The organism is Rheinheimera pacifica (genome assembly GCF_024809855.1).
Classification (GTDB): Bacteria; Pseudomonadota; Gammaproteobacteria; order Enterobacterales; family Alteromonadaceae; genus Alishewanella; species Alishewanella pacifica_A.
This window is the reverse complement of the sequence record NZ_JANUEM010000002.1, coordinates 438,008-461,678: the sequence shown is the minus strand read 5'-3', so window position 1 is coordinate 461,678 and position 23,671 is coordinate 438,008. Positions and strand designations below refer to the sequence as shown.

General features: G+C 46.2%; 24 protein-coding genes. 7 read left to right on the top strand and 17 right to left on the bottom strand.

Translation table 11 applies throughout. The annotated features are described in order from the left end of the window. Positions 1–65: 65 nt before the first annotated feature. Positions 66–2,078: a methyl-accepting chemotaxis protein gene (locus M2404_RS04975; RefSeq protein ID WP_259238615.1), complete on the top strand. Its 2,013-nt coding sequence runs from the start codon at positions 66–68 to the stop codon at positions 2,076–2,078. Positions 2,079–2,139: 61 nt separating this feature from the next. Here M2404_RS04975 and M2404_RS04970 read toward each other — a convergent pair whose 3' ends face one another. From M2404_RS04970 to rplU, 5 genes are all read right to left on the bottom strand, one after another. Then, entirely contained in the window at positions 2,140–2,520 is a 381-nt protein-coding gene (locus tag M2404_RS04970; RefSeq protein WP_259238614.1) for a DUF3718 domain-containing protein, read from the bottom strand. A gap of 76 nt (positions 2,521–2,596) precedes the next feature. Continuing rightward, positions 2,597–3,085 (bottom strand): type 3 dihydrofolate reductase, encoded by a 489-nt coding sequence (gene folA / locus M2404_RS04965; protein WP_405047772.1) that lies wholly within the window; start codon positions 3,083–3,085, stop codon positions 2,597–2,599. 9 nt (positions 3,086–3,094) lie between these two features. Then, positions 3,095–4,252, bottom strand: coding sequence for an Obg family GTPase CgtA (gene cgtA, locus M2404_RS04960; protein ID WP_259238613.1), 1,158 nt, complete (start codon positions 4,250–4,252; stop codon positions 3,095–3,097). Between the two features lie 166 nt (positions 4,253–4,418). Next, positions 4,419–4,676 (bottom strand): 50S ribosomal protein L27, encoded by a 258-nt coding sequence (gene rpmA, locus M2404_RS04955; protein WP_068233853.1) that lies wholly within the window; start codon positions 4,674–4,676, stop codon positions 4,419–4,421. Positions 4,677–4,691: 15 nt separating this feature from the next. Beyond that, positions 4,692–5,000 (bottom strand): 50S ribosomal protein L21, encoded by a 309-nt coding sequence (rplU, locus tag M2404_RS04950; RefSeq protein ID WP_068233856.1) that lies wholly within the window; start codon positions 4,998–5,000, stop codon positions 4,692–4,694. Positions 5,001–5,210: 210 nt separating this feature from the next. Between rplU and ispB the strand changes: the two genes are divergently transcribed. After that, positions 5,211–6,182 (top strand): octaprenyl diphosphate synthase, encoded by a 972-nt coding sequence (gene ispB / locus M2404_RS04945; RefSeq protein WP_259238612.1) that lies wholly within the window; start codon positions 5,211–5,213, stop codon positions 6,180–6,182. A gap of 55 nt (positions 6,183–6,237) precedes the next feature. Here ispB and mdh read toward each other — a convergent pair whose 3' ends face one another. Next, positions 6,238–7,176, bottom strand: a complete 939-nt coding sequence (mdh, locus tag M2404_RS04940; protein WP_259238611.1) for a malate dehydrogenase — start codon at positions 7,174–7,176, stop codon at positions 6,238–6,240. Between the two features lie 187 nt (positions 7,177–7,363). Between mdh and argR the strand changes: the two genes are divergently transcribed. Beyond that, complete coding sequence (gene argR / locus M2404_RS04935) at positions 7,364–7,837, top strand: transcriptional regulator ArgR (RefSeq protein ID WP_215398205.1); 474 nt, start codon at positions 7,364–7,366, stop codon at positions 7,835–7,837. On the opposite strand, the gene M2404_RS04930 is transcribed toward argR, so the two are convergent. Continuing rightward, the gene (locus M2404_RS04930) at positions 7,838–8,758 is read right to left on the bottom strand and encodes a Dyp-type peroxidase (protein ID WP_259238610.1); all 921 of its coding nucleotides are present in this window, start codon (positions 8,756–8,758) and stop codon (positions 7,838–7,840) included. It lies immediately after the preceding gene. A 740-nt stretch (positions 8,759–9,498) separates the two neighbouring features. Between M2404_RS04930 and prsT the strand changes: the two genes are divergently transcribed. Next, the gene (gene prsT / locus M2404_RS04925; RefSeq protein WP_259238609.1) at positions 9,499–12,276 is read left to right on the top strand and encodes an XrtA/PEP-CTERM system TPR-repeat protein PrsT; all 2,778 of its coding nucleotides are present in this window, start codon (positions 9,499–9,501) and stop codon (positions 12,274–12,276) included. Here the strand turns inward: prsT and M2404_RS04920 are convergent. Together M2404_RS04920 and ilvC are read right to left on the bottom strand one after the other, a co-directional pair. Beyond that, positions 12,268–12,705 carry a methylglyoxal synthase gene (locus M2404_RS04920; protein WP_259238608.1) on the bottom strand — a complete coding sequence of 146 codons (438 nt, stop codon included), beginning with the start codon at positions 12,703–12,705 and terminating at the stop codon, positions 12,268–12,270. The two genes, prsT and M2404_RS04920, sit on opposite strands and share 9 nt — an antisense overlap. Positions 12,706–12,888: 183 nt before the next feature. Continuing rightward, positions 12,889–14,370: a ketol-acid reductoisomerase gene (gene ilvC / locus M2404_RS04915; RefSeq protein WP_259238607.1), complete on the bottom strand. Its 1,482-nt coding sequence runs from the start codon at positions 14,368–14,370 to the stop codon at positions 12,889–12,891. Between the two features lie 142 nt (positions 14,371–14,512). Here ilvC and ilvY point away from each other — a divergent pair, with 142 nt between their 5' ends. Continuing rightward, complete coding sequence (gene ilvY, locus M2404_RS04910; protein WP_259238606.1) at positions 14,513–15,412, top strand: HTH-type transcriptional activator IlvY; 900 nt, start codon at positions 14,513–14,515, stop codon at positions 15,410–15,412. A 20-nt stretch (positions 15,413–15,432) separates the two neighbouring features. On the opposite strand, the gene M2404_RS04905 is transcribed toward ilvY, so the two are convergent. The 8 genes from M2404_RS04905 to zapE form a co-directional block, all read right to left on the bottom strand. Beyond that, the gene (locus M2404_RS04905; RefSeq protein WP_259238684.1) at positions 15,433–15,846 is read right to left on the bottom strand and encodes a ClpXP protease specificity-enhancing factor; all 414 of its coding nucleotides are present in this window, start codon (positions 15,844–15,846) and stop codon (positions 15,433–15,435) included. 5 nt (positions 15,847–15,851) lie between these two features. Further along, a complete protein-coding gene (sspA, locus tag M2404_RS04900; protein WP_092796102.1) occupies positions 15,852–16,490 on the bottom strand; it encodes a stringent starvation protein SspA in 639 nt (212 codons plus the stop codon). A 75-nt stretch (positions 16,491–16,565) separates the two neighbouring features. Continuing rightward, the gene (locus M2404_RS04895; RefSeq protein WP_259238605.1) at positions 16,566–17,303 is read right to left on the bottom strand and encodes a cytochrome c1; all 738 of its coding nucleotides are present in this window, start codon (positions 17,301–17,303) and stop codon (positions 16,566–16,568) included. Next, the gene (locus tag M2404_RS04890) at positions 17,303–18,577 is read right to left on the bottom strand and encodes a cytochrome b (RefSeq protein WP_259238604.1); all 1,275 of its coding nucleotides are present in this window, start codon (positions 18,575–18,577) and stop codon (positions 17,303–17,305) included. Before M2404_RS04890 ends, M2404_RS04895 begins: the two co-directional genes overlap by 1 nt. Then, the gene (gene petA, locus M2404_RS04885; protein WP_259238603.1) at positions 18,577–19,167 is read right to left on the bottom strand and encodes a ubiquinol-cytochrome c reductase iron-sulfur subunit; all 591 of its coding nucleotides are present in this window, start codon (positions 19,165–19,167) and stop codon (positions 18,577–18,579) included. Before petA ends, M2404_RS04890 begins: the two co-directional genes overlap by 1 nt. A 257-nt stretch (positions 19,168–19,424) precedes the next feature. Next, a complete protein-coding gene (rpsI, locus tag M2404_RS04880) occupies positions 19,425–19,817 on the bottom strand; it encodes a 30S ribosomal protein S9 (RefSeq protein WP_068233894.1) in 393 nt (130 codons plus the stop codon). 12 nt (positions 19,818–19,829) lie between these two features. Further along, entirely contained in the window at positions 19,830–20,258 is a 429-nt protein-coding gene (rplM, locus tag M2404_RS04875; RefSeq protein ID WP_134052690.1) for a 50S ribosomal protein L13, read from the bottom strand. A 203-nt stretch (positions 20,259–20,461) separates the two neighbouring features. Further along, complete coding sequence (gene zapE, locus M2404_RS04870) at positions 20,462–21,553, bottom strand: cell division protein ZapE (RefSeq protein ID WP_259238602.1); 1,092 nt, start codon at positions 21,551–21,553, stop codon at positions 20,462–20,464. 125 nt (positions 21,554–21,678) lie between these two features. On the opposite strand from zapE, the gene M2404_RS04865 reads away from it, so the two are divergent. Both M2404_RS04865 and M2404_RS04860 read left to right on the top strand, forming a co-directional pair. Beyond that, a complete protein-coding gene (locus M2404_RS04865; protein WP_259238601.1) occupies positions 21,679–22,119 on the top strand; it encodes a Z-ring associated ZapG family protein in 441 nt (146 codons plus the stop codon). Positions 22,120–22,206: 87 nt separating this feature from the next. Beyond that, positions 22,207–23,556 (top strand): Do family serine endopeptidase, encoded by a 1,350-nt coding sequence (locus M2404_RS04860; protein WP_259238600.1) that lies wholly within the window; start codon positions 22,207–22,209, stop codon positions 23,554–23,556. The last annotated feature ends 115 nt before the right edge of the window (positions 23,557–23,671 follow it).

The following is a 23,671-nucleotide window of genomic DNA, read 5'->3' as shown; positions in this document are numbered from 1 at the left end:
TCCGGGATTGTTAAGCTTTGCTGCCTGAGTCAGGCTGCATAAAAAAACAAAAAATGGGAGTTATTATGAAGTTAACCGTAGCATTACGGGTGATTGGTGGGTTTGGCATCATTTCGCTACTCCTGTTAATCATAGGTACAACATCTTATGTAAGTTTGAACAATATCAGTGCCTCAACTGCAGAAGTAAACCAGGTTTCAATACCTGCTTTGGAACAAAGCGCGTTAATGCAAAGTGGTTTCGTGGTAATGAGCAAACAAAGCCTGCAAGCATTCTATGCGACTTCTTTGCAGGAAGTATCTTCGTTAAGAACATTGTTTTCTGAAGAACAACAGCGCTACGCTCAGGCAGCAAAAAGTCTGAGCACTGCCGTACAACATGAAGCAACGCTGAAAAAAGCAGCAGAAACCGTAAATGAAGCCTACAGCAACTTTACTCCTGTCACTACGCAATTATTCCAGCAACTGGAAAATAACTTAACTCTGCGTGACAACATTGAAAGCAAACTTGCTGAGCTTGAAACTCAAGCCGATGATACAGCCTCATTAATTCTGGATTTTACAGACACGCGTGATGTACAGCGCCGCTTTCCGCGTTCTTACCAGGCTGCAACCGGCATTGAGACGGGTATAAACACCTTAATCAGCAACGTAGTAGATTTAAACCGTACGACATCAGACACCACTGCCAATACCATCAGCAATGAAATTGCCTTCCGGTTAAAAGAGCTTAATGATCAATTTGAAACAATCAAAACGGAAACTGCAGGCCAGGTAAGTCTGGTTGATGATTTAGCGGAAAAATTTGCTGAAATTAACACTCTGTTGGCTGGCAACAACAGTATTGTTGAGTTAAAAGCCCGGCGGCTGCAAAGCACTGCAGATGCAACGGCACTGCTGGCTTCTGCAGAACAACAAACCGCCAGTGCTATGGCCAGCCTTGCCGGCCTGTTAAATCAGGCCAGCACGGCAGCAGAAAAGATTCAGCAAGACTCAGCTTCAGGCGTATCTAACGCTATTACGCTGATTTTCATCGTGGTGCTGATCTCAATTATTGTTTCCGTTGTTATTGCAACGCTGACTGTGCGCAGTATTTCTATTCCTCTGGCTAAGGTAAATCAAATCTTGGGCGTAGTGGCCTCCGGTGATATGACACAAAAACTGGATGACAGCGCCCAAGATGAGTTTGGTGAGCTGGCCCGTAACTGCAATAAGGTTATTGCTAACTTGCAGCAACTGATCCAGGGCATTATTTCCCGCTCTACTCAACTGGCAGCAGCATCTGAACAAACTTCAGCCATTACGGTACAAACCACACAAGCTATACGTGAGCAGAAATCTCAGGTTACCCAGGCAGCAACAGCTACCACAGAGATGAGCAGCACAGCACAGGGCGTACTGCAAAGCTCTAACGATGCAGTTGCGGAAATTAAAAATGCTGACAATGAAGCAGAGCGTGTGAAAGGCATTTCTCTGGAAAATAAATCTATTATTCTCCAGCTGTCACACGAGGTTGAACAGGCTTCGGTTGTTATCAATAAATTACACAAAGACAGCGCCTCTATCGGCAGTATTCTGGATGTAATACGGGGTATTGCCGAGCAAACTAACCTGCTGGCATTAAACGCAGCTATTGAAGCCGCCCGCGCCGGTGAGCAAGGCCGTGGTTTCGCAGTTGTAGCCGATGAAGTCCGTTCGCTGGCCAGTAAGACCCAGGCTTCTACGCAGGAAATTCAGGCAATGATCCAGGTGCTGCAAAGCGGTGCCCAGGCTGCAGTAGAAGCAATGAATAAAGGTAAAAAGCAAGCTGAAAACTGTGTGGCAAAAACTGAGGTGGCAACCAAAGCACTGGACTCTATTACCCATGCAGTGCACCTGGCACATGATATGAGTACACAAATATCCGATGCGGCTAAAGAGCAAAATCAGGTATCGCATGAGATTAGCAAACTATTGGAGTCGATTGTTTCTATTGCAGAAGAAACGGCCTCAGGTGCAGAACAAACTTCTGAATCAAGCCATGAAGTAGCCAGATTGGCAGAAGAGTTACGTGTTTCTGTAGATCAGTTCAAAGTTTGATTTAACTGCTAACAATAAAAAAATCCGCCAGCTGGCGGATTTTTTTATTTACATACTAATTTTAGTCACCTTCACCGGCACGGCTTTTCAGCACAGCCAGTAATGGTGAAGCCGTAAAGCCGTTTGCTTCAGCCCAGGCAATATCACCTGATGCACTAACAGCAGACCCCGGTAACTGTTTAACAATAAACTCGCCAACATCTGCAGCATTGTTTTTAAAAGCATGCCGGATAAGACTTTCACCGTTACATACCACACCATCGTATATATTGCGCAAACGCAGACGATAGTCACTAAGAACTTTTCTCAGACGGTTTTTATCATCAGCTGCCACATAATCACACATAGAAGCAGCTAACTGATCATCTGCTACCGCAACCGGCGATACCAGTGCGGTAATACTCAAAGCAGCACCGCAAAACAACGTTGGTAATAATCTCATTTACTACTCCTTGCTGAACACAACCTGAAGCATCTTAACAATATGCAGCAGCAGGTGCAAATATAGCCAGCAGTAGCTAATTACGTATCAGGGTAATAAAACGACAATCATACGGGTTATTATCATCTGCCGGCATAAAACTTTGCTCTGCCACTTCCCAGTTGCCAGCAGCCTGATAATCAGGGAAACAGGCATCACCTTCTGTTTCCAATGATATCTCCGTCAAATACAACCGCTGCGCTAAGGGCAAGCACTGCCGGTATATCTCAGCGCCGCCAATCACCATGACTTCAGGCTGGTCATGCAATAACTCAAAAGCTTGCGTTAAGCTATTAACCCATTCTGCGCCACGCGGATCCGTTACTGTTTGGCGGCTAATAACAATATTACGCCTCCCGGGCAACACCCGGCCAATAGAGTCAAAGGTTTTACGGCCCATCACTACCGGTTTACCCAGTGTTACGGCCTTAAAATGCTTTAGATCTGCCGGTAAATGCCAGGGCATCCGGTTATCTTTACCTATAACACGATTGGCAGCCATCGCTGCTACCATGGAGATAATCATAAGCTTGCCTTAACGCTGATAAATAACCTCGACATCATAATCGTCATCGTCAAAATCATCATCATCGTCGTCTTCATCAATAACCGGCTGCATATCTGCCGGAATGTCATCCCACTTAAAGCTCACCGGATCAGCAAGCAATTCAGCAGGCTTATCTACCGGCAACAGCTCAATATAATTCAGAATATCAGCTGCCAGGCGTTCAGTATTGGTACGGGCAGCAGCGGCAATTTTAAATACCGGGCCTTCCCAATCTAACGCCGCAGTAACACTGGCAATGATCTCATCCAGCTCATCTTCCATAACCAAATCCAGCTTATTAAATACCAGCCAGCGTGGTTTACCTGCCAGCTTTTTGCTGTATTTCGCCAGTTCCTGCACGATGGTCACGGCATTTTCAGCAGGATCTGAGCCATCAGCCGGTAGCACATCAATAACATGTAACAATAAACGGCAACGCTCTAAATGTTTTAAAAACTGAATACCTAAACCGGCACCTTCAGCGGCACCTTCAATCAACCCCGGGATATCGGCAATAACAAAAGAGCGATGAGACTCAACCCGCACGACACCAAGGTTAGGTACTAATGTTGTAAAAGGATAATCAGCCACTTTGGGTTTTGCCGCTGACACAGCACGAATTAACGTCGATTTTCCTGCATTAGGCAAACCAAGTAAGCCTACGTCTGCCAGTAATAATAACTCCAGTCGCAAGTTACGAATTTCACCCGGTGTACCATTAGTTTTTTTCCGCGGTGCACGGTTAGTGCTGGTGGCAAAACGCGCATTACCTAAACCGTGCCAACCGCCTTTGGCTACACGTAAACGCTGACCGTGACGGGTTAAATCACCCATTATCTCGTCGGTATCCACATCTACGGTGCGTGTACCTACCGGTACCCGCAGTTCAAGATCAACGCCTCGTTTGCCGGTACAATTTACACTGCCACCGTTCTCACCGCGCTCAGCACGATGAAACTTTTCGAACTGGTAATCCACCAAAGTGTTCAGGTTTTCATCTGCTACTAGATAAACATCGCCGCCATCGCCGCCATCGCCGCCGTTAGGGCCACCCTTTGATATAAACTTTTCACGTAAAAAACTGATAATGCCGTTGCCACCGTCGCCGGCTTCAACTCGAATTACCGCTTCATCTACAAACTTCATCGGGCGCGTCCTGATTAATCAGATTAAAACCAGTTAACAACTTAACTGGCATAAGTATAACGTAGGTTAAGTACAAGTGTGCCGCTAACATTACATTATGCAACTTGCTGTACTTGTTTAATAAAAAACCCCGCACTCAGGCGGGGTTTTTCTGAAGCCTATCAGCTTACTCGCTGACAATGCTTACGAAATTGCGGTTGTACTCGCCTTTCACTTCAAACTTCACTTTACCTTCAGTTAAAGCGAATAAAGTGTGGTCTTTACCGATACCAACATTAGTGCCCGGGTGGAACTTAGTGCCACGCTGACGTACGATGATGCTACCAGCTAAAACTGTTTCGCCACCGAAGCGCTTAACACCTAAGCGTTTAGCTTCTGAATCGCGACCGTTACGAGTGCTACCTACACCTTTCTTACTTGCCATGTGTCGATACTCCTGTTACGCGCTGATGCTGGTAATTTTCACTTCAGTGAACCACTGGCGGTGGCCCATCTGTTTACGTGAATGCTTACGACGACGGAATTTAACGATTTTAAGCTTATCGCCACGGCCATGAGTGACCACTTCCGCTACTACTTTACCACCTTCTACTAAAGGTGCACCGATACTGATATCTTCGCCATTAGCGACCATCAACGGTGTAAATTCGATTGTTGCGCCGGTTTCTAAATCTAGTTTTTCTAGACGTAGAGTTTGACCTTCCGTCACACGGTGCTGTTTGCCACCACTTTGGAAAACCGCGTACATAGTTAACTCCGTACAAAGCACGCCATCGCTTGGTTAAGGGGCGTGTTAATTCAATTCACAGGGCGCGAATTGTACGCAATTTCCCCTACCCCCGCAAGTAGTAATATAAAAAAGATCACTCTGCTGACAAAAGGATCCGGTTTTGCTTTGGGACAGCCCGCCCAATGGTGTAGAATTAGCGACATTCTATGGTTTAAGCAGTTGTTTTTCATGACGCTCGAACAGATCCAGCAGCTATCATCTACAGATATGAAAGCTGTTAATCAGCACATTTTCTCGCAGCTAAACTCTGACGTGGCCCTGATTAATCAATTGGGTATCTACATCGTTAACAGTGGCGGCAAACGCTTACGCCCGCTGTTAGCCGTGTTGGCAGCCAGAGCACTGGGTTACCAGGGTAATGAGCATGTTACCGTTGCCGCTATTATAGAGTTTATCCACACATCGACCTTATTACATGATGACGTGGTAGACGAGTCCACTTTACGCCGGGGCAAACAAACCGCCAATGCCGTGTTTGGTAACCAGGCCAGTGTGTTAGTGGGTGACTTCCTGTACAGCCGTTCGTTTCAGATGATGGTATCGCTTAACGATATGCGCATCATGAATATTCTGGCCGACGCGACCAATATTATCGCCGAAGGTGAAGTATTGCAGCTGATGAACGTAAATGATCCCGACACCACTGAACAAAGCTATATGCAGGTTATTTACTGCAAAACTGCAAAGCTGTTTGAAGCCGCCACCCAGTTAGCCGCTATTATTACCAATCAACCTGAAGCTATCGTGAACGGTATGAAGCTTTACGGTATGCACCTTGGCACCGCGTTTCAGCTGATTGACGATGTACTGGATTATCAGGCTGACGCCTCCGAGCTTGGTAAAAATATCGGCGACGATCTGGCTGAAGGCAAACCGACCCTGCCATTAATCCATGCTTTAAAACATGGCTCTGCTGCCCAGCAAGGCCTGATACGTGAGGCTATAGCAGAAGGTAATGGTATGGCGCATTTTGAAGCCATTATGGCAGCGCTGCATGAAACCAATGCGTTTGAGTACACCCGCCAGCTAGCAGAACAAGAGGCAGAGAAAGCGCGGCAGGCTCTGGCTGCAGTACCAGAATCAGAATATAAACAGGCATTACTGGCGCTGGCCAATATTGCTGTGTCCCGCAACCACTAAATGTGCCGGGTATAAAAAAAGGCGCTGATGCGCCTTTTTTTATACTGAAAATAACTTAGTTATTCTTTACAAACTCTTCGCCTAAAGTGATATCGGCTTTTAGTGTACCCAGCATATCGTTCATGGCTTTTTGCTCGTAGGCACTTAAAGTGCCGATTGGCAGTAATGCCTCTACGCCGTTTTTACCCAGCGTAATTGGCTGAGCAAAGAAACGGGCATATTCGCCGTTACCTTCAACATACGCATATTCCGTTACTTTTTCGCCCTGTAAGCCTTTGATCAGAGAAATACAGAAACGCGCAGCAGCCTGCCCCATTGACAACGTAGCAGATCCGCCACCGGCTTTAGCTTCAACCACTTCGGTTCCGGCATTCTGGATACGGTGTGTTAATGATGCAACTTCCTCATCAGAGAAGCTGACACCTGCAACTTGTGATAATAATGGCAGAATAGTGGTGCCACTGTGACCACCGATTACCGGCACTGTCACTTCTGTTGGATTCTTACCTTTTAATTCACCGACAAAAGTCTCAGCGCGGATCACGTCCAGTGTCGTTACACCGAACAGGCGGCGCGGGTCGTAAGTACCAGCCTTTTTAAATACGTCAGCAGCAATAGCTACAGTAGTATTTACCGGGTTAGTAATAATACCCACCAGCGCTTTCGGACACTGTTGCACAATCGCCTCAGCTAAAGTTTTTACTACACCGGCATTAATGTTGAACAAATCCGAACGGTCCATACCTGGCTTACGTGGCATACCGGCAGGGATCATCACGATATCAGCACCAGCCAGTGCAGTGTTTAAGTCTTCTTTACCGTAACCTGTTACTTTAACAGCGGTAGGGATATGGCTTAAATCAACCGCAACACCCGGGGTTACCGGCGCCAAATCATATAACGCTAAGTCTGTGCCTGCAGGTAAATCTAATTTAAGCAATAACGATAATGCCTGGCCAATACCACCGGCGGCACCTAATACGGCAACTTTCATAATTATCTCCCTAGATAACGGTTGAATGAAAACGCGCCAACAATACTGAAACCGCGTTGAAAACACAAATAGCTTAAGCCTAAAGTCTAAGCATTTTAGCGAATTTTAGTGTACTTTACTTCACAAAGTGAATGCGATGACGAACTTTGCTAAGATAACGACACGAAACAAGAGGTAAGAGTGTTATATGACCAGGCAAGCCAAACAGGAAGAGTTAACTCAGGCTTTTAAAGCACTGTTAAAAATGGAAAAATTTGGTTCTCAAAGTGAAATTGTCGACGCCCTGAAAAATGACGGTTTTGATAATATCAGTCAGTCAAAAGTATCACGCATGCTCAGCAAATATGGTGCAGTACGTACCCGCAATGCCAAACAGGAAATGGTTTATACCCTTCCTCCTGAATTAGGGATGCCGACAACCAAAAGCCCGTTGCGTCAACTGGTTCTGGACATCGAACATAATGATGTGATGATCATTATTCGCACCAGCCCCGGTGCAGCACAGCTTATCGCACGTATGCTTGACTCTATTGGCAAGGCCGAAGGTGTGCTTGGCACTATTGCCGGAGACGACACCATTTTTATTGCCCCTAATAAAGTGCAAAATATTAATGAGATTTTACAAACGGTGACTAAGCTATTTGAGGGAAAGCTAGCCTGATTACAGTTTAGCTGCCAGCTCAAGAAAACTTATAGAAGGGACAAAAAACGCTGCACTAAAATCAATACGGTTGTAATTTAACAGCTGATCATAACCCTGGTTTTGTTCTGCCAGCCCTACTCTGCGTTTAAGTTGCTGCAACAACACATCAGCATCTGCACAATAGCTTAGCTGCAACATACCTTGCACCTTAGGTTGTGAAAATGGCATGTTCTGCTGTAAAAAAAGGCCCTGCGCGGTATCTGGCTGCATGACAACATAATGGCTATCGGCGGCCTGTAGTGCCGGCAGCAGAGGTTTGCCCGATACTTTATCCATGCCCATTATTTCTTCCTGCTGCTGAGTATTCAGTTGCTGCCAGCTACTGAAATCAAAATTAAAGCAATGTAAATACAAGTAACTGCCACCGGCGAAAACCGGCTGCTGGATATGATCAACCAAGGCTGCAATGCGCTTTGCTTTGCCTTTCGGATTGCCTGGTGCATCTATAAACCCGGTAAGGCTGCGGCCATCAAGATAACGAAAACCCTGAATATGCTCCTGCAACTCAGCATGGCCCTGTAGCAATTGCAGCACCTGCTGTGAAGCAATAAAATTCACATCCAGACGGTCAGAACGAATTTGGATCAGTAAATCCAGTGGCACAGGTGCAAGGTCGATATCCTCAGTGGGTAATTCAGGAAAAGGTCCCAGGCCAGCTGGCCTGGCATCCGGGTAAAGCGTATCCCAGTAATTGCTGCCAATAGCCACTACGCTGGTAAGTAATGCTTCAGAAAAATGCGTGGCCAGGCGGTCAAATAGCTGTGGTAAACGGGCAAGCTTATGCCGTAGTACCCGCTCATGCCCTTCTTGGGCATTAAAGAATAAATAACTACCATGCAGGTTTGCTTCAGTACAAATTCCCAATTGCTCTCTGGCCATAACTATCCTTTTTTTACTACATGCCACACTAACCGCTTTCAGGCCGGCATTTTTGTGAGATATATCTCACAAAAGAGTAAGTTTAAACGCTATTTCATACAAAATGAAGAAAGACAAAAGAACAATATCATCATGAAAAATAAAGTAAAATTACAAAAAATCACACTTTTACAATAATATTACATGGTGAAAATTATAAAAAAGCCATGCCAGACTCTCACAACAAAGCGCATACTTACCTCGTCAACGGATAAGCAGGCTGACAGGACATCAGCATGAATGCACGAAGCAATACCTTGCTAGGATAGCACAGCGGTAGCAGACAGGACATGCCCAGGACGGGCCCAGAATTTTCAGATTCTTCACCGGCGCTGAAAATACAATGGAAGCAAGCAGGACCTCTCAGGATGAGAGTACATTATCAGGATGATAATGTTTATGGATAGCAGGACCAGGCAAGATGCCTTTTGGACACTCCGGGATGGAGCCAGGGATGAAATACTACGGATAGTATCAACATGGATGATGAAAAAGGACCTTAGGTGGCCGCGTAGTTTGCGGCCTACCTTCTTTATTACTGCCGCACTTATATCTGCTTACTCCACACCCATTTATACAATATTCAGTGCAAAACCCAATGTAATATTACCTCACTCAGGCTACACTTGGCCTTGCTGTAATCTGTCAAAGGACCTGAACCCGCTATGCCACTAAACGGACATAAAATCTGCATTATATTTTTGTGGTGTTTATTAATCATACCTACGGCATTGTATGCCTCAGCAGATAGCAATTATGAGAAAGCTTTACAGGCTTTTCAGCAAAATGAGCCTCAGGCTGCTTATATTCATCTGAAAAATGTACTGCAACAAACGCCAGACCATATCCCTGCCAAAGTATTAATGGGAAAAATTTTGCTACAAAAAGGCTATTTCAACGAGGCTATTACCGAGTTTGAAGAAGCCCTGCATGAAGGTGCCGATATAGAGCTTATGTTAGCTGAACTGGCAAATAGCTATTTATTTACCGGTAAACATCAACAGGTTATAGCATTAGGCCAGAATTACAAACTTTCTGCCGACAGTCAGTTTGACTGGCACTTATTTGCTGCTGCAGCCTATCTTAACCTGAATGACACTGACAACGCCCGCCGGCATTTTCTGTTAGCTGGTAAACTTAAACCAAACTCTGTGCGGTTATTAAACAGTCAGGCCGCATTACTGTTAAAAGAAAAGCGCTTAAAAGAAGCCGAATTACTGATCGGGCAAGCGCTGCAGCAAAATAGCACTAACCCTCAGGCATTGCAGCTGAAAGCTGAGTTATTGCAATTACAGGGGCAGTTGCCCAAAGCGCAGCAGTACTATGAACAAGCCGTTATGCTAAGCCCACAGGATCCTTTGCTTAGACGTGCCTTACTGCGCAATTACGTAAGCCAGTATAAAACTGACCAGGCAGAAGAAACGCTGCAAATCATTTTACAGCAAACCCCGACAGATCCTTATGCCTTGTTACTGTCAGCCTGGTTGTCGTCATTAAAACAAAATCAGGCTGATACCGTGGCTGTCAGCGCGCAGTTAAGTGAGAAATTATGGCAACTGACAAAAGAACAGATCGTTAATCAGCCGTCGCTGCTGTTTTCCCGCGCCTTGCTGTCTTATGTCGATGGCAATTATGAAAAAGCCCGCAGTGATCTGGTGTCTTATAATCAGGCCGTGCCGGCAGATCTTAATGCTGTGGCTATTTTGACAGACGTTTATATTCGCCAGGGCGATAATGGCCTGGCAATACAACTACTGGAGCGTCATTTAAGCCAGCTTAATAATATGCCGGAACTGGCACAGCGCTTAATCACACTTTATATAAGAACAAACCGGGCATATAAAGCGGAACAACTGATTGCGGATTTACGCTTACAGTTTCCGGATAATATCGACTTCACGCTGCTTCATGCTGCGGTATTAAAGCAAATAGCTAAGGATCAACAAGCTCGCGATTTAATTGCCGGGCAATCGGCACTGCATAGCGATAATTTGCTGCTGCGTATAAACCATGCTTTGCTGGCTTTGGACAATAAAGATTATGCCCAGGCACTGATGCTGGCGGATAAATTGCTGTCAGAAGACGCCGATAATGTGCATTATCTGAATTTTAAAGCAGCAGTATTAATAAAAAGCAGCCAGGCACAAGATGCTATTTCTTTGCTGGAGCACATATTAAAGTTACAACCAGCGCATACGGCAGCGCAGTTTAATCTGGCAACACTGGCTATTCAGCAGCAGCGCTATCAACAGGCAATCACATTGCTGGAGCCTATGGTAAAGCTTTACCCGCAGCATAAGCCAGCCGCTACTTTGCTTGGGGTTGCATATTTCCGGGCCGGGCAATTTGAAAAAGCAGAAGCGATCCTGCTGAAGACTGTTGCCAGTAAACCCTATCCACCGGCAGATGAGCTGTTATTTGACTTGTACTTCCAGCAAGGCCGTTACCAGCAAGCCTTAGCCATAACAGAGCAGGGGCTTAAGCGCGCTTTTATGGATGAAACCCTGCTATGGAAGAAAGCGCAATTACTGTTGCTATTAAAACAACCGGATGAAAGCATAAAAGTACAGAATTTGCTTGTTGGCCTGATCACAGCAGATGCCGACAAAATGCTGCGTCTGGCTCTGCTACAACGTGAAAGCGCCGATCTTACAGCGTCAGGCCTGTCACTACAGAATGCGCTGTTATTGGCGCCACAGCATAAGCTGCTACAACTGGAACTGGTCAATCACTACCTTATCACTGAGCAATATAGCAAAGCAGAGCAACAACTGAAACAGCTGACAGCTAAGTTCCCATCAGACCCGAACATACTGATGTTGCAAGCTGACATAGCTGCGGCACAGCAGCAGTATGAAGCGGCCAGAACAGTATATTTAAAGGCGATAGCACAGGATCCTCAGTTCAGACTGGCCTGGGTTAAGTTGTACCAGTTGGCGAAATCAGGCTATGGCACCCGCGCTTTTACCGATGCTGCGCAGCAGGCACTGAATACTAGCAGTGATGTAAGCTGGCTTAGAAGATTACTGGCAGAACATTATGTCAATCAGCAACAGACAGCTGAAGCTATTGCTATGTATGAAACATTACTGGCCAACGGCGATTTTACTGAAGATGCGTTATTGCACAATAACCTGGCTAACCTCTATCTGACCTCTGATACCGAAAAAGCCTTACAACATGCTGAAAAAGCGCTGGCACTGGCACCTAAACAGGCATTTTCTTTAGATACCTACGGCTGGGTACTGGCGCAATCAGGTCAGTATCAGCAAGCCGTAGCGATATTACGTCAGGCAAATGCACTGAATGCCACTGATCCGGCTATCCGTTTTCATATCGCTTACACGCTGGTAAAACTGCAGCGTCAGGCCGAGGCGGTTGAATTACTACGGCAACTGTTGGCAAATGAGCAGGATTTTGCAGAAAAACAACAGGCGATACAGCTGTTGCAGCAACTTGTTAGCGCAAATTCAGCCTGATACCTTATCCAGCCGTTGCTGATATACCGAAAAATCCGGCACTTCGCGCTGGTAGTCCTGTTGATACAGCGAAGAGTGAACAATAAAATCTGCAGTAGCCTGATTACAGGCTACTGGTATGTTCCATACAACAGCCAAGCGTATTAAAGCTTTTACATCAGGATCATGAGGTTGCGATGACAGCGGATCCCAGAAAAATACCAGCCAGTCAATTTTCTGCTCCGCAATCATAGCACCAATTTGTTGATCGCCCCCCAACGGTCCACTGGCTAAACACTGCACCGGTTGCTGCAAAGCTTCAGCCACTAGCTTACCGGTGGTACCAGTGGCAACCAGTTGTTTATCAGCAAAAAAATCTTTGTGTGTAGTTACCCAGTGCAGCAACGCCTGCTTTTTACCGTCATGGGCAACCAAAGCTATAGTTTTCATATCTGCTGTGCTCCTTAATCTGCATTACACCGCTCAGAGCGTAAGTGTTGTTAATATACCAGATAAAAAAAAGCCCTGCATAGCAGGGCAAAACAACCAAGGTCCACGTATAACATCGTTATTGGTCAGGTTACACAACGGCTTCTGGCCTGCTATGCACCTTTAACCACATCATTCGTCCGGTTACTGACTGGATTCCACTATGCGCTTCATCGCTGTCATATAACCACGTAACTTTTTACCTACTGTCTCTACCGGGTGCTGACGGATAGCATCGTTTACCGCTATCAGCTTCAGGTTGTCCACACCATTACTGCTGTTAATACCTTTACCGATATATTCACTGCTTAAACCATTTACCATATCTTTCAATAATGGCACTGCCGCATGCGCAAACAGATAGTTACCATATTCTGCTGTATCTGAAATCACTACATTCATTTCATACAAACGCTTACGCGCTATGGTATTGGCAATTAACGGTGTTTCATGTAACGACTCATAGTAGGCCGATTCTGCTACTATGCCGGCGTCTACCATGGTTTCAAATGCCAGTTCGACACCCGCTTTAACCATCGCCACTAACAATAAACCACGGTCAAAGTAATCCTGCTCGGCAATCTTCTCATCCGATACGGGTGCTTTTTCAAAACCGCTGCAGCGGGTTTGCTCACGCCAGGTCAGCAAATTCTTATCATCATTGGCCCAATCAGCCATCATGGTGCGCGAAAACTCACCGCTGATAATATCGTCCATGTGTTTTTCAAATAATGGCCGTAATCTTTGTTTCAGTTGTTCGGCTAAATCGAAGGTTTTGATTTTTGCCGGGTTACTTAAGCGGTCCATCATGTTGGTGATGCCACCATGTTTTAACGCTTCGGTAACGGTTTCCCAGCCGTACTGGATTAACTTGGCGGCATAACCTGCCTCCACACCATCGGCAACCATTTTATCAAAGGCTAAAATAGCGCCAGTTTGTAACATGCCGCACAGAATGGTTTGCTCGCCCATCAGGTCGGATTTAACTTCCGCCACGAAAGACGACTGCAGCACACCAGCCCGATCTCCCCCCGTTGCCGATGCGTATGCTTTGGCAATTTCCAAACCTTGTCCTTTGGGATCATTTTCCGGGTGTACCGCAATTAATGTTGGTACCCCAAATCCTCTTTTATATTCTTCCCGCACTTCCGTACCAGGGCACTTAGGGGCCACCATCACTACCGTGATATCAGGACGAATTTGCTTACCTTCTTCTACTATATTAAAACCATGTGAATATGCTAAGGTTGCACCTTGCTTCATCAGTGGCATAATGGCGTCTACTACACTGCTATGCTGCTTGTCCGGCGTCAGGTTTAATACTAAATCTGCTGTCGGAATTAACTCTTCGTATGTACCAATAACAAAACCGTTGCTGCTGGCTTTTTGAAATGATGCACGCTTTTCTGCAATGGCTTCAGCACGCAGGGCATAACTGATATTTAATCCTGAATCACGCATATTCAGGCCCTGATTTAACCCCTGAGCACCACAACCTACAATAACAATGTTCCAGCCTTGTAGCAGTGTACAGCCATTGGCAAACTCAGATTTATCCATAAAACGGCATTGGCCCAACTGACCTAACTGCTGACGTAAATTCAGCGTATTAAAATAATTTGTCATACTGCATCTCAGAATTTATTAAGGTTTGCTCCAACCGGTTTGGCGAGCATAAGCAAAGCAATGGCTTTACTTTAATGAGCTCATCATAGTCGCTGGATATAATTGCGTGAAGTGATATATTTACAACTCTGTATTTCACTTTATGGAATATAAATTGATGGATATCCGCAGCGCGCAGCAGTTTCAGCATCTGGCCAGCAGCCTGAATTTCAGCAAAACCAGCGAACAACTTTATGTTAGCCCCCCCACGCTAACCAGAGTGATCCAACGTTTGGAGCAAGAATTAAACACTGAGTTATTTTACCGTGACAAGCGCTCAGTAAAACTAACGCCCGCCGGCCATCGCTTTCAGCAGTTTGTCCGGGTATGGCTGGATGAATGGCATCAGCTGCAAATTGATTTGCAGCTAGCCAGTGCCGGACTCAGCGGGGAGATCAGATTATTTTGTACTGTCACAGCCAGTTATAGCCATTTACCCGCCATTCTGGACCGCTTTCGCCTGATGTGCCCTAAAGCAGAAATAAAACTGACTACAGGTGATGCATCAGCCGCTATCGAAAAAGTGCGGCTGGACGAAGCCGATATTGCGCTCGCGGCTCACCCTACAATGTTACCGGCAAACATGGCTTTTCGCAGTATCGCCAAGCTTCCGGTACAGATGATTGCACCGGTTATTCCATGTAAAGTAAATGATTTGCTGCAGAAACAACCTATCCCCTGGCAGGATATACCGGTGATCCTGCCTGAACACGGCCCGGCACGCAGCCGTTTCGACCGCTGGCTGCATGATACCGGCATTAATCCGCCGGTAGTGGCTAAAGTAGACGGGCATGAAGCTATGGTGTCTATGGTAGCGCTGGGCACCGGCATTGCACTGGCAGCTGATGCCGTAGTGTTACACAGCCCGGTACGTGACCGGGTGCGTAGCCTGGAATTGGGGTATCAGTTTGAAGCCTTTGATTTAGGCGTGTGCATGCTGAGCAAACGTTTGAACGAACCGCTGATCCAGGCATTTTGGCAAGTCGCTGTAGCAAAAAACTAGAAGCTGCAACAGCAGCTTCTTTATTTTATGACTTTCAGGTGCGAGCCTTTCTTTGGCTTGGGTGGCTCGGGATGAGTATCGTCATGATCGAAGTTTTCGCTAAAAATATCAGCTTCCTCTTCTTCCTCCTCCAGAGTAAATACTGTACCGGCACCATTTTCGCGGGCATATATTGCTAATACGGCATTCACCGGAATATAAAGTGCAAATGGCTGGCCGCCGAAGCGGGCATTAAAAGTTACCGCATCATTGCCCAGCTGCAGGTTGCCTACAGCTGAGGGCGTAACATTTAGTACAATCTGGCCATTTTGAATAAACTGAGTGGGTACTTTTACACGCTCAAAAGTGGCATCCACAACCAGATAAGGAGTACAGTTATTATCTACAATCCACTCGTAAAACGCCCGTAATAAATAAGGACGGTTTGCCGTCATCTTCATCAGAACTTCATTCCTCTGCGGATCTCACGTTCAATATCCGTTAAAGATGCCTGGAATGCGTCCCGTTCAAAAATACGTGTCATGTAGTTTTTCAGCTCTTTACTGCCCGGGCCGCTCAGCTCAATACCCAGCAAAGGCAAACGCCATAATAAGGCGGCCATATAGCAATCAACCAAACCAAACTCTTCGCTCATAAAAAATGGCGCTTCATTAAACAGCGGTGCGATAGATAACAAACCTTCTTTCAGCTCCTGGCGTGCAGTAGCGGCGTTGTCATCGTTATTCAGTATGGCCGCAGCCTGGCGATACCAGTCTTTTTCAATTCGGTACATCATCAACCGGGCCTGACCACGTGCTACAGGATATACCGGCATCAGTGGCGGATGCGGAAAACGCTCATCCAGATATTCCATAATAATATTAGCTTGATACAACGCCAGCTCACGATCAAGCAAAGTTGGCAGGCTACCATACGGATTTACTTCGTACAGGTCCTCCGGCAAGTTATCTTGTGCGACCTGAAGAATATCGACAGTTACGCCTTTTTCTGCCAGTACTATGCGTACCTGATGACTGAACATATCATCAGCTGCTGAGAACAACGTCATCACAGGGCGTTTATTGGCAGTGATCGCCATGTCTTCCTCCGGTAAAATAAAAAACGGCAAAGGGGCGCGAAGGCCCCTGTAAACATATCTAGTTGATATAACTAGTTAATGTACATCTTTCCAATATTCTTTCTTCAGCAAATAAGCCAGTACAAAGAAAATCAGCAGGAACACCATAACCTTAATACCCAATGCACGGGCTTCCAGCTTGGTTGGTTCACCAACATATTCCAGATAGTTTACCAGATCTGCTACAGCACGATCATATTCTTCTGCATTAAGCTCACCACTGCCGTCGGTTTTAATACCAACATAAACTTCTTTTGACGCACCATCTACCAACCTGGTTTCATAGGCTTTATAGGGTACACCCTGCAACTCCTGCAATACATGCGGCATACCCACCAATGGAAACACATCGTTGTTTACGCCAAATGGGCGTGACGGATCAGCATAAAAACTACGCAGATAGGTATATAACCAATTGGGGCCACGTACACGGGCCACGTTAGTTAAATCCGGCGGCGTAGCACCAAACCACTTTTCACCGTCTTTTGCTGACATATTGTTGGTAATATGATCACCTACTTTCTCACCGGTAAACATCAGGTTTTCCATACCTACTTCTTCCGGAATACCTAAATCGCTAAAGGTACGTGAGTAGCGCTGATACTGCATCTGGTGACAACCCAGACAGTAATTCTGAAACAGCCTGGCACCATTTTGCAGTGATGCTTTATCTGTCAGATCAATAGGTGCTTTGTCCAGATGCACGGCCGGGCCGGCAGCCATCGCCCATGACGATGCTACCAATGCAATTACTGAAAATAAGTTCTTCATCATCAGGTTAACCTTACTGGTAATGGCTTGGTTTTTTCATTTTTGCTGTAGAACCACAACAAAATAAAGAAGCCAAAGTACGTAAATGAGAATATCTGCGCCAATAAGGTATAGACACCTTCAGCTGGCAACACACCTAATACACCCAGCGCTACAAAGCTGATACAGAAGTTGATCAGGTTAGCAGTGTGCAGGCCACTACGGTAACGCAGAGAACGCACCTTGCCTCTATCCAGCCAAGGCAACAACGCTAACGCCACAATAGCGGCGAACATAGCTACTGCGCCCATAAATGGATGCGGAATAGCACGTAAAATGGCATAGAACGGCGTGAAATACCAAACAGGGGCAATGTGCGCAGGTGTTTTCAGAGCATTTGCCGGTTCAAAGTTAGGTGGTTCAAGGAAGTAACCACCACCTTCAGGGAAGAAGAAAATAACCCAGGCAAAAATCAGCAGGAAACCGGCTACGCCTAATAAGTCTTTAACGGTGTAGTACGGATGGAAAGGTATCGCATCTACAATAACTTTCTTACCACCCCGGGTAAAATATTGATGGAAAGTGAATTTCTTATCCGCTTCAGTCTGTTCAACCGTACCGTCGTTATCTTTCTTAATGTCGATACCGTCGGGGTTATTTGAACCTACTTCGTGCAGCGCCATAATATGCAGGAACACCAGAACAACCAGAACCAGTGGCAGCGCAATAACATGCAATGCAAAGAAACGGTTTAATGTAGCGCCGGAAATAACGTAATCGCCGCGGATCCACAGGGTTAAATCTTCACCAACAAACGGAATAGTACCGAAAATACCAATGATAACCTGTGCTCCCCAGAATGACATCTGGCCCCAGGGTAACAAGTAACCCATGAAAGCTTCAGCCATTAACACCAGGAAAATCAGCATACCAAAAATCCACAGCAGTTCGCGTGGTTTCTGGTAAGAGCCGTACATCATGCCGCGTAGCATATGCAGATAAACGACAACAAAAAATGCCGACGCGCCGGTAGAGTGCATATAACGCAACAACCAGCCGTAATCAACATCGCGCATGATGTATTCAACAGAAGCAAAAGCGCCTTCTGCAGAAGGTACATAGTTCATCGTCAGCCAGATACCGGTCAGGATCTGATTAACCAGCACCAACATGGCCAGCGAGCCAAAGAAGTACCAGAAGTTAAAGTTTTTTGGCGCCGGGTACTGCATAACATGCAGATTCATCTTATCCATAAAGGGTAAGCGGTATTCAATCCAGCTCATCAGATTTTTAAACATCAGACAGTCCCCTCATCTTCACCAATCAGGATGGTATTGTCGTCGGTAAACATATACGGAGGGATCTGCAGGTTTTTCGGTGCGGGTACGCTTTGAAATACACGGCCGGCCATATCAAACTTAGAACCATGGCAAGGGCAGAAAAAGCCTGATTTAACGCCTTCAACCTGAGCGGCGAAATCGTTAATGATATAAGTTGGTGAGCACCCCAGGTGAGTACAGATACCAACCGCAACAAAGATTTCCGGTTTTTTTGAACGATAACGATTTTGTGCATAAGCAGGTTGTTGCTCAACTTCAGACTCAGGGTCACGCAGTTTATTTTCGTGCGTAGCCAGCTCATCCAGCATTGCTTGAGGCCGCTTTACAATCCACACCGGCTTACCACGCCATTCAACCCGAATTAACTGGCCCGGCTCAAGCTTACTGATGTCCGCACTGACCGCTGCCCCAGCCTGTTTTGCCTTTTCACTTGGCATCCAGGACGCGACAAAAGGCACAGCAGCTCCGATAGCTCCCACGCCCCCTACAACTGAGGTTGCAATGGTAAGGAAGCGGCGGCGACCATGATCTACAGGCGCATTGCTCATCCACTCATCTCCACGTTAACGCTTAAACAGAATTTAAGCGGCTGAATTTCAGCAATTATTATAAATCGAAAAAATATCGCCGATCATAATGAAAAGCCCTGCTTTACACAAGGATTAAGGCGGGCTGAATCAGTATTATCTTAATGCTTTGCGTTATACGGCAAGCTTTAGCCGCCAGTTTGCAGCAATATAACAACGCAAATTATAGGCGAAAAAAACCCGGCAACAGGGCCGGGTTCTGGTACTTGATAAAACGATTAACGTTTTGAGTACTGTGGACGTTTACGTGCTTTACGCAGACCCACTTTCTTACGTTCAACCTGACGGGCGTCACGGGTAACGAAGCCTGCTTTACGCAGTGCAGGACGCAGTGACTCGTCAAATTCCATCAGTGCACGGGTAATACCGTGACGGATAGCGCCAGCCTGACCGCTGATACCACCACCTTTAACAGTGATGTACAGGTCGAACTTCTCAACCATACCAACCAGCTCTAATGGTTGCTTAACAATCATACAAGCGGTTTCGCGGCCGAAGTATTCAGTTAACGCACGCTGATTAACAACGATGTTACCTGAACCGGCTTTGATGAATACGCGGGCCGTTGAGCTTTTACGACGACCAGTTCCGTAATATTGATTCTGTGCCATATTATGCTCCGATTAAATATCTAATACTTGCGGTTGCTGAGCAGCATGCTGATGCTCTGCGCCGGCGTAAACTTTCAACTTACGGAACATAGCGCGGCCCAGCGGGCCTTTTGGCAACATGCCTTTGATGGCAAGTTCCAGTACCATTTCTGGCTTTTTCGCGATCAATTTCTCGAAACTGATTTCCTTGATACCGCCTGGGAAGCCAGTGTGAGAATAATACATTTTGTTCTGAGCCTTAGCACCGGTAACAGCCACTTTCTCAGCGTTTACCACGATGATGTAATCACCGGTATCCACGTGTGGAGTGTACTCTGGCTTGTGCTTGCCACGTAAACGGGCAGCGATTTCTGTTGCGATACGGCCCAGTGTTTTGCCTGACGCATCAACAACGTACCAGTCGCGGGTTACGCTTTCTGGCTTAGCAGTAAAAGTTTTCATTTATCTATCCAAAAATAACTTAGTTACACCTGACACCGTGCAGGGCTGATGCAGCGTGTGTCGTTAGCGTACCCCTTCGAGTACAAAAACTACCGGGCTAACGGCAGTATTAGGCTGTAACGTAGGCCGGGCGCGGATTATATATTAACCAATTACAAAAATCAGCACTGCAAACAGAAATTTCCACTTAAATAGCAAAAAAGTTATGGCAGATGCGCTTTAGCCAGATAATCGCGGGATTGCATTTCCTGCAACCGGCTAATACAGCGTTTAAACTCAAAACTTAAAATACCGTCGCTGTATAGCTGTTCCAACGCAACTTCGGCTGAAATAATCAATTTTACATGCCGCTCATAAAACTCATCTACCAGCGCAATAAAGCGCCGGGCTACATCATCATTGTGCCGCCCCATGGCTTTTACACCAGACAGCAACACCGTATGGTAGCAGCGGCTAAGCTCCATATAGTCATACTGACTACGCGCAGTTTCACATAACTCATTAAACGCAAACCAGACAATTCCATCGGCTTCATGCCGTGCGCTCAGCTTACGGTTGGCCACTTCTATTTGCGCATCTTGCTGTCGCGGCTCTGTAGACAGTGCATTAAAGTACTGCAACAGGTTTGTCTCTGCCGGTGTATCAAGCGGGAAGTGATAAATTTCTGCTTTTTCCAGTGTACGCAAACGGTAGTCAATACCACTGTCTACATTAACCGTTTGCGTATGCTGTTTAATTAAGGCTATTGCCGGCAAAAACCGTGCGCGTTGCAAGCCATTACGATACAGGCCATCCGGCTCAATATTTGACGTTGCCACCAGCGTAATACCCCGCGCAAACAAGGCTTGCATTAAAGTGCCGAGGATCATCGCATCTGTGATATCTGAGACAAAAAACTCGTCAAAGCACAAAATATCAGTTTCCTGCTTAAACTTATCAGCCACTTTTTCCAACGGATCACTGACACCTTTTTGCAGTTTCAGCTCTTCATGCACCCGGTGCATAAAGCGGTGAAAATGTATCCGTAGCTTACGCGTTGTCGGCAGACATTCGTAAAAGGTATCTACCAGATAGGTTTTACCCCGGCCAACTCCGCCCCAGAAATACAAACCTTTCAACGGTTGCTGCACTACAGCCTTGCCGGTTAACCGCTGCCACAGCGATGGCGTTATAGGCTGATGACTGACTATGTCATCGTAAAGTCGTTGCAACTGAGCAACAGCAAAAGCCTGCGCTGCATCATGCTGAAAGTCATCCCGCGTTAAATCTTGCTGGTATTTTTCTAGTGGTGTCATCTGAGTACTACTTGAAAGCTAGTATGCCAAGCCTTAAATAAGAGGATTAATAGTAACATGCCTTACCACTCTGTATAAGAAGTTAGGTTACACTTATTACTGAATTTACCCCCGCAGGAGTTGTTATGGAATATATGTACGCTGCAGCCTGGCTGCTTGCAGGTTTAGTAATAGGTGCTGGCATTGCACGCTGGTTAACGCTGAAACAGTTTAACAGGCATAAGTTGCAGTTGGAGCTGGAGGAAAGCCAGGCGCAGTTAACGCAATACCGGCACGATGTTTCAGAGCATCTGGAAACCACTAACCAGCTTATGACCCAACTGCAGGACAATTACGCCCGCATCGCCCGCCATATTGCTGACTCAAAAATGCAGTTGGTAGAGCGCCCGACAGAATCGGTACGTCAGGATATTAATTACCTCTCCGGTGATACCGCGGCTTATATTCGCCAATCACTAAATCAAATTGACGAAAAGCGCCGGGTTTATTCTACCGCAGAGCAACAACCACGCGATTATTCCGGCGAAGCCAGTGGCATTATTAAGGAACGTAAAGCCACAGAATAATTTGTTACATAAAGCAAAACCGTCAGCTGAACTTTTTTTATTAAGACACGTTCTTAGTCGCACAATGTTAAAGGAGACTATTACGCTATGAATAAGAAATTGTCATTGCTTGGCGCAGCTGTTGCTGCCAGTCTGTTGTTGACAACGCCACAACCAGCAGATGCCAGAATACCGCTGTTCTCATCAGAGCAGGAAATGCCCACTCTGGCGCCGATGCTGGAACAGGCAACACCGGCAGTGGTGCATATTTCGGTTGAAGGCAGCCGCGAGGTACGTCAGCGTTTACCTGAAGCGTTCCGTTATTTCTTTGGCCAGCGTGGCCAGGGTGAGTACCGCGAAGAACGGCCATTTAAAGGCCTGGGTTCTGGTGTGGTGATTGATGCCGATAAAGGTTATATCGTTACCAATAACCACGTTATTCAGGATGCTAACGACATTGAAGTACGGTTAAAAGATGGCCGTACTTTTAAAGCGAAAAAACTTGGCGCTGATCCGGAAAGCGATATCGCCTTGCTGCAGATTGAAGCGAAAAAGCTGGTGCAAATTCCGCTGGCTGACTCAGACAAAACCCGGGTTGGCGATTTTGCCGTAGCCATTGGTAACCCTTTTGGCCTGGAGCAAACGGTTACCTCTGGTATTATAAGTGCCCTGGGTCGCGGCGGTCTGGGTATTGAAGGCCTGGAAGATTTTATCCAAACCGATGCTGCTATTAACAGCGGCAACTCCGGCGGCGCTTTGGTTAACCTGCGTGGCGAGCTTATTGGCATTAATACCGCAATCCTGGGGCCAAACGGTGGCAATATCGGTATTGGTTTTGCCATTCCGTCTAATATGATGAAAAACCTGGTTGACCAGATTATTGAGCATGGCGAAATTCGGCGCGGTAGCTTAGGCATCAGAGGACAAGATGTCACTGCAGACTTAACTGAAGCAATGAACTTAAGTGTTAGCCGGGGAGCCTTTGTTAATGAAGTTCTGCCTGACAGCGCAGCAGAAAAAGCAGGGTTAAAATCCGGCGACGTTATTGTCAGCATGAATGGCAACAGGATCAGCTCGTTTTTGGAACTGCGCGCCAAAGTAGGTACGCTGGGAGCTGGCCGCGAAGCCAAGCTGGGTATATTACGTGATGGCAAAGAGCGCACTGTAACAGTGAAGTTGCAGGAATTAGCCAGTGGCCAGGTAGCGGCAAACCAGATGCACCCGATGCTGGACGGTGCCGAGTTGTCTAACACTAACGGCGGTGTAAAAATTGATGCCGTAACCAATAACTCAGCCGCCGCTCAGATAGGTTTACTGGCGGATGATGTAATTGTGGGTGTTAACCGCCAGCGTATTGCCAATCTGGCAGAACTGCGCAAAGCGCTGGAGAACCGCAGTGGTGTAGCTGCACTGAATATTCAGCGCGGTAATACTAATCTTTATGTGTTAATCCGCTGATAGCAAAGGTTTAAGCAGTAGCCAATGGCTACTGCTTAAACAATATTAATGCTATGCTAGCCTAACTTAAACTTTGCAGATAATTCGGATCCCGTGGCCAAATTTTTGTTTTTTT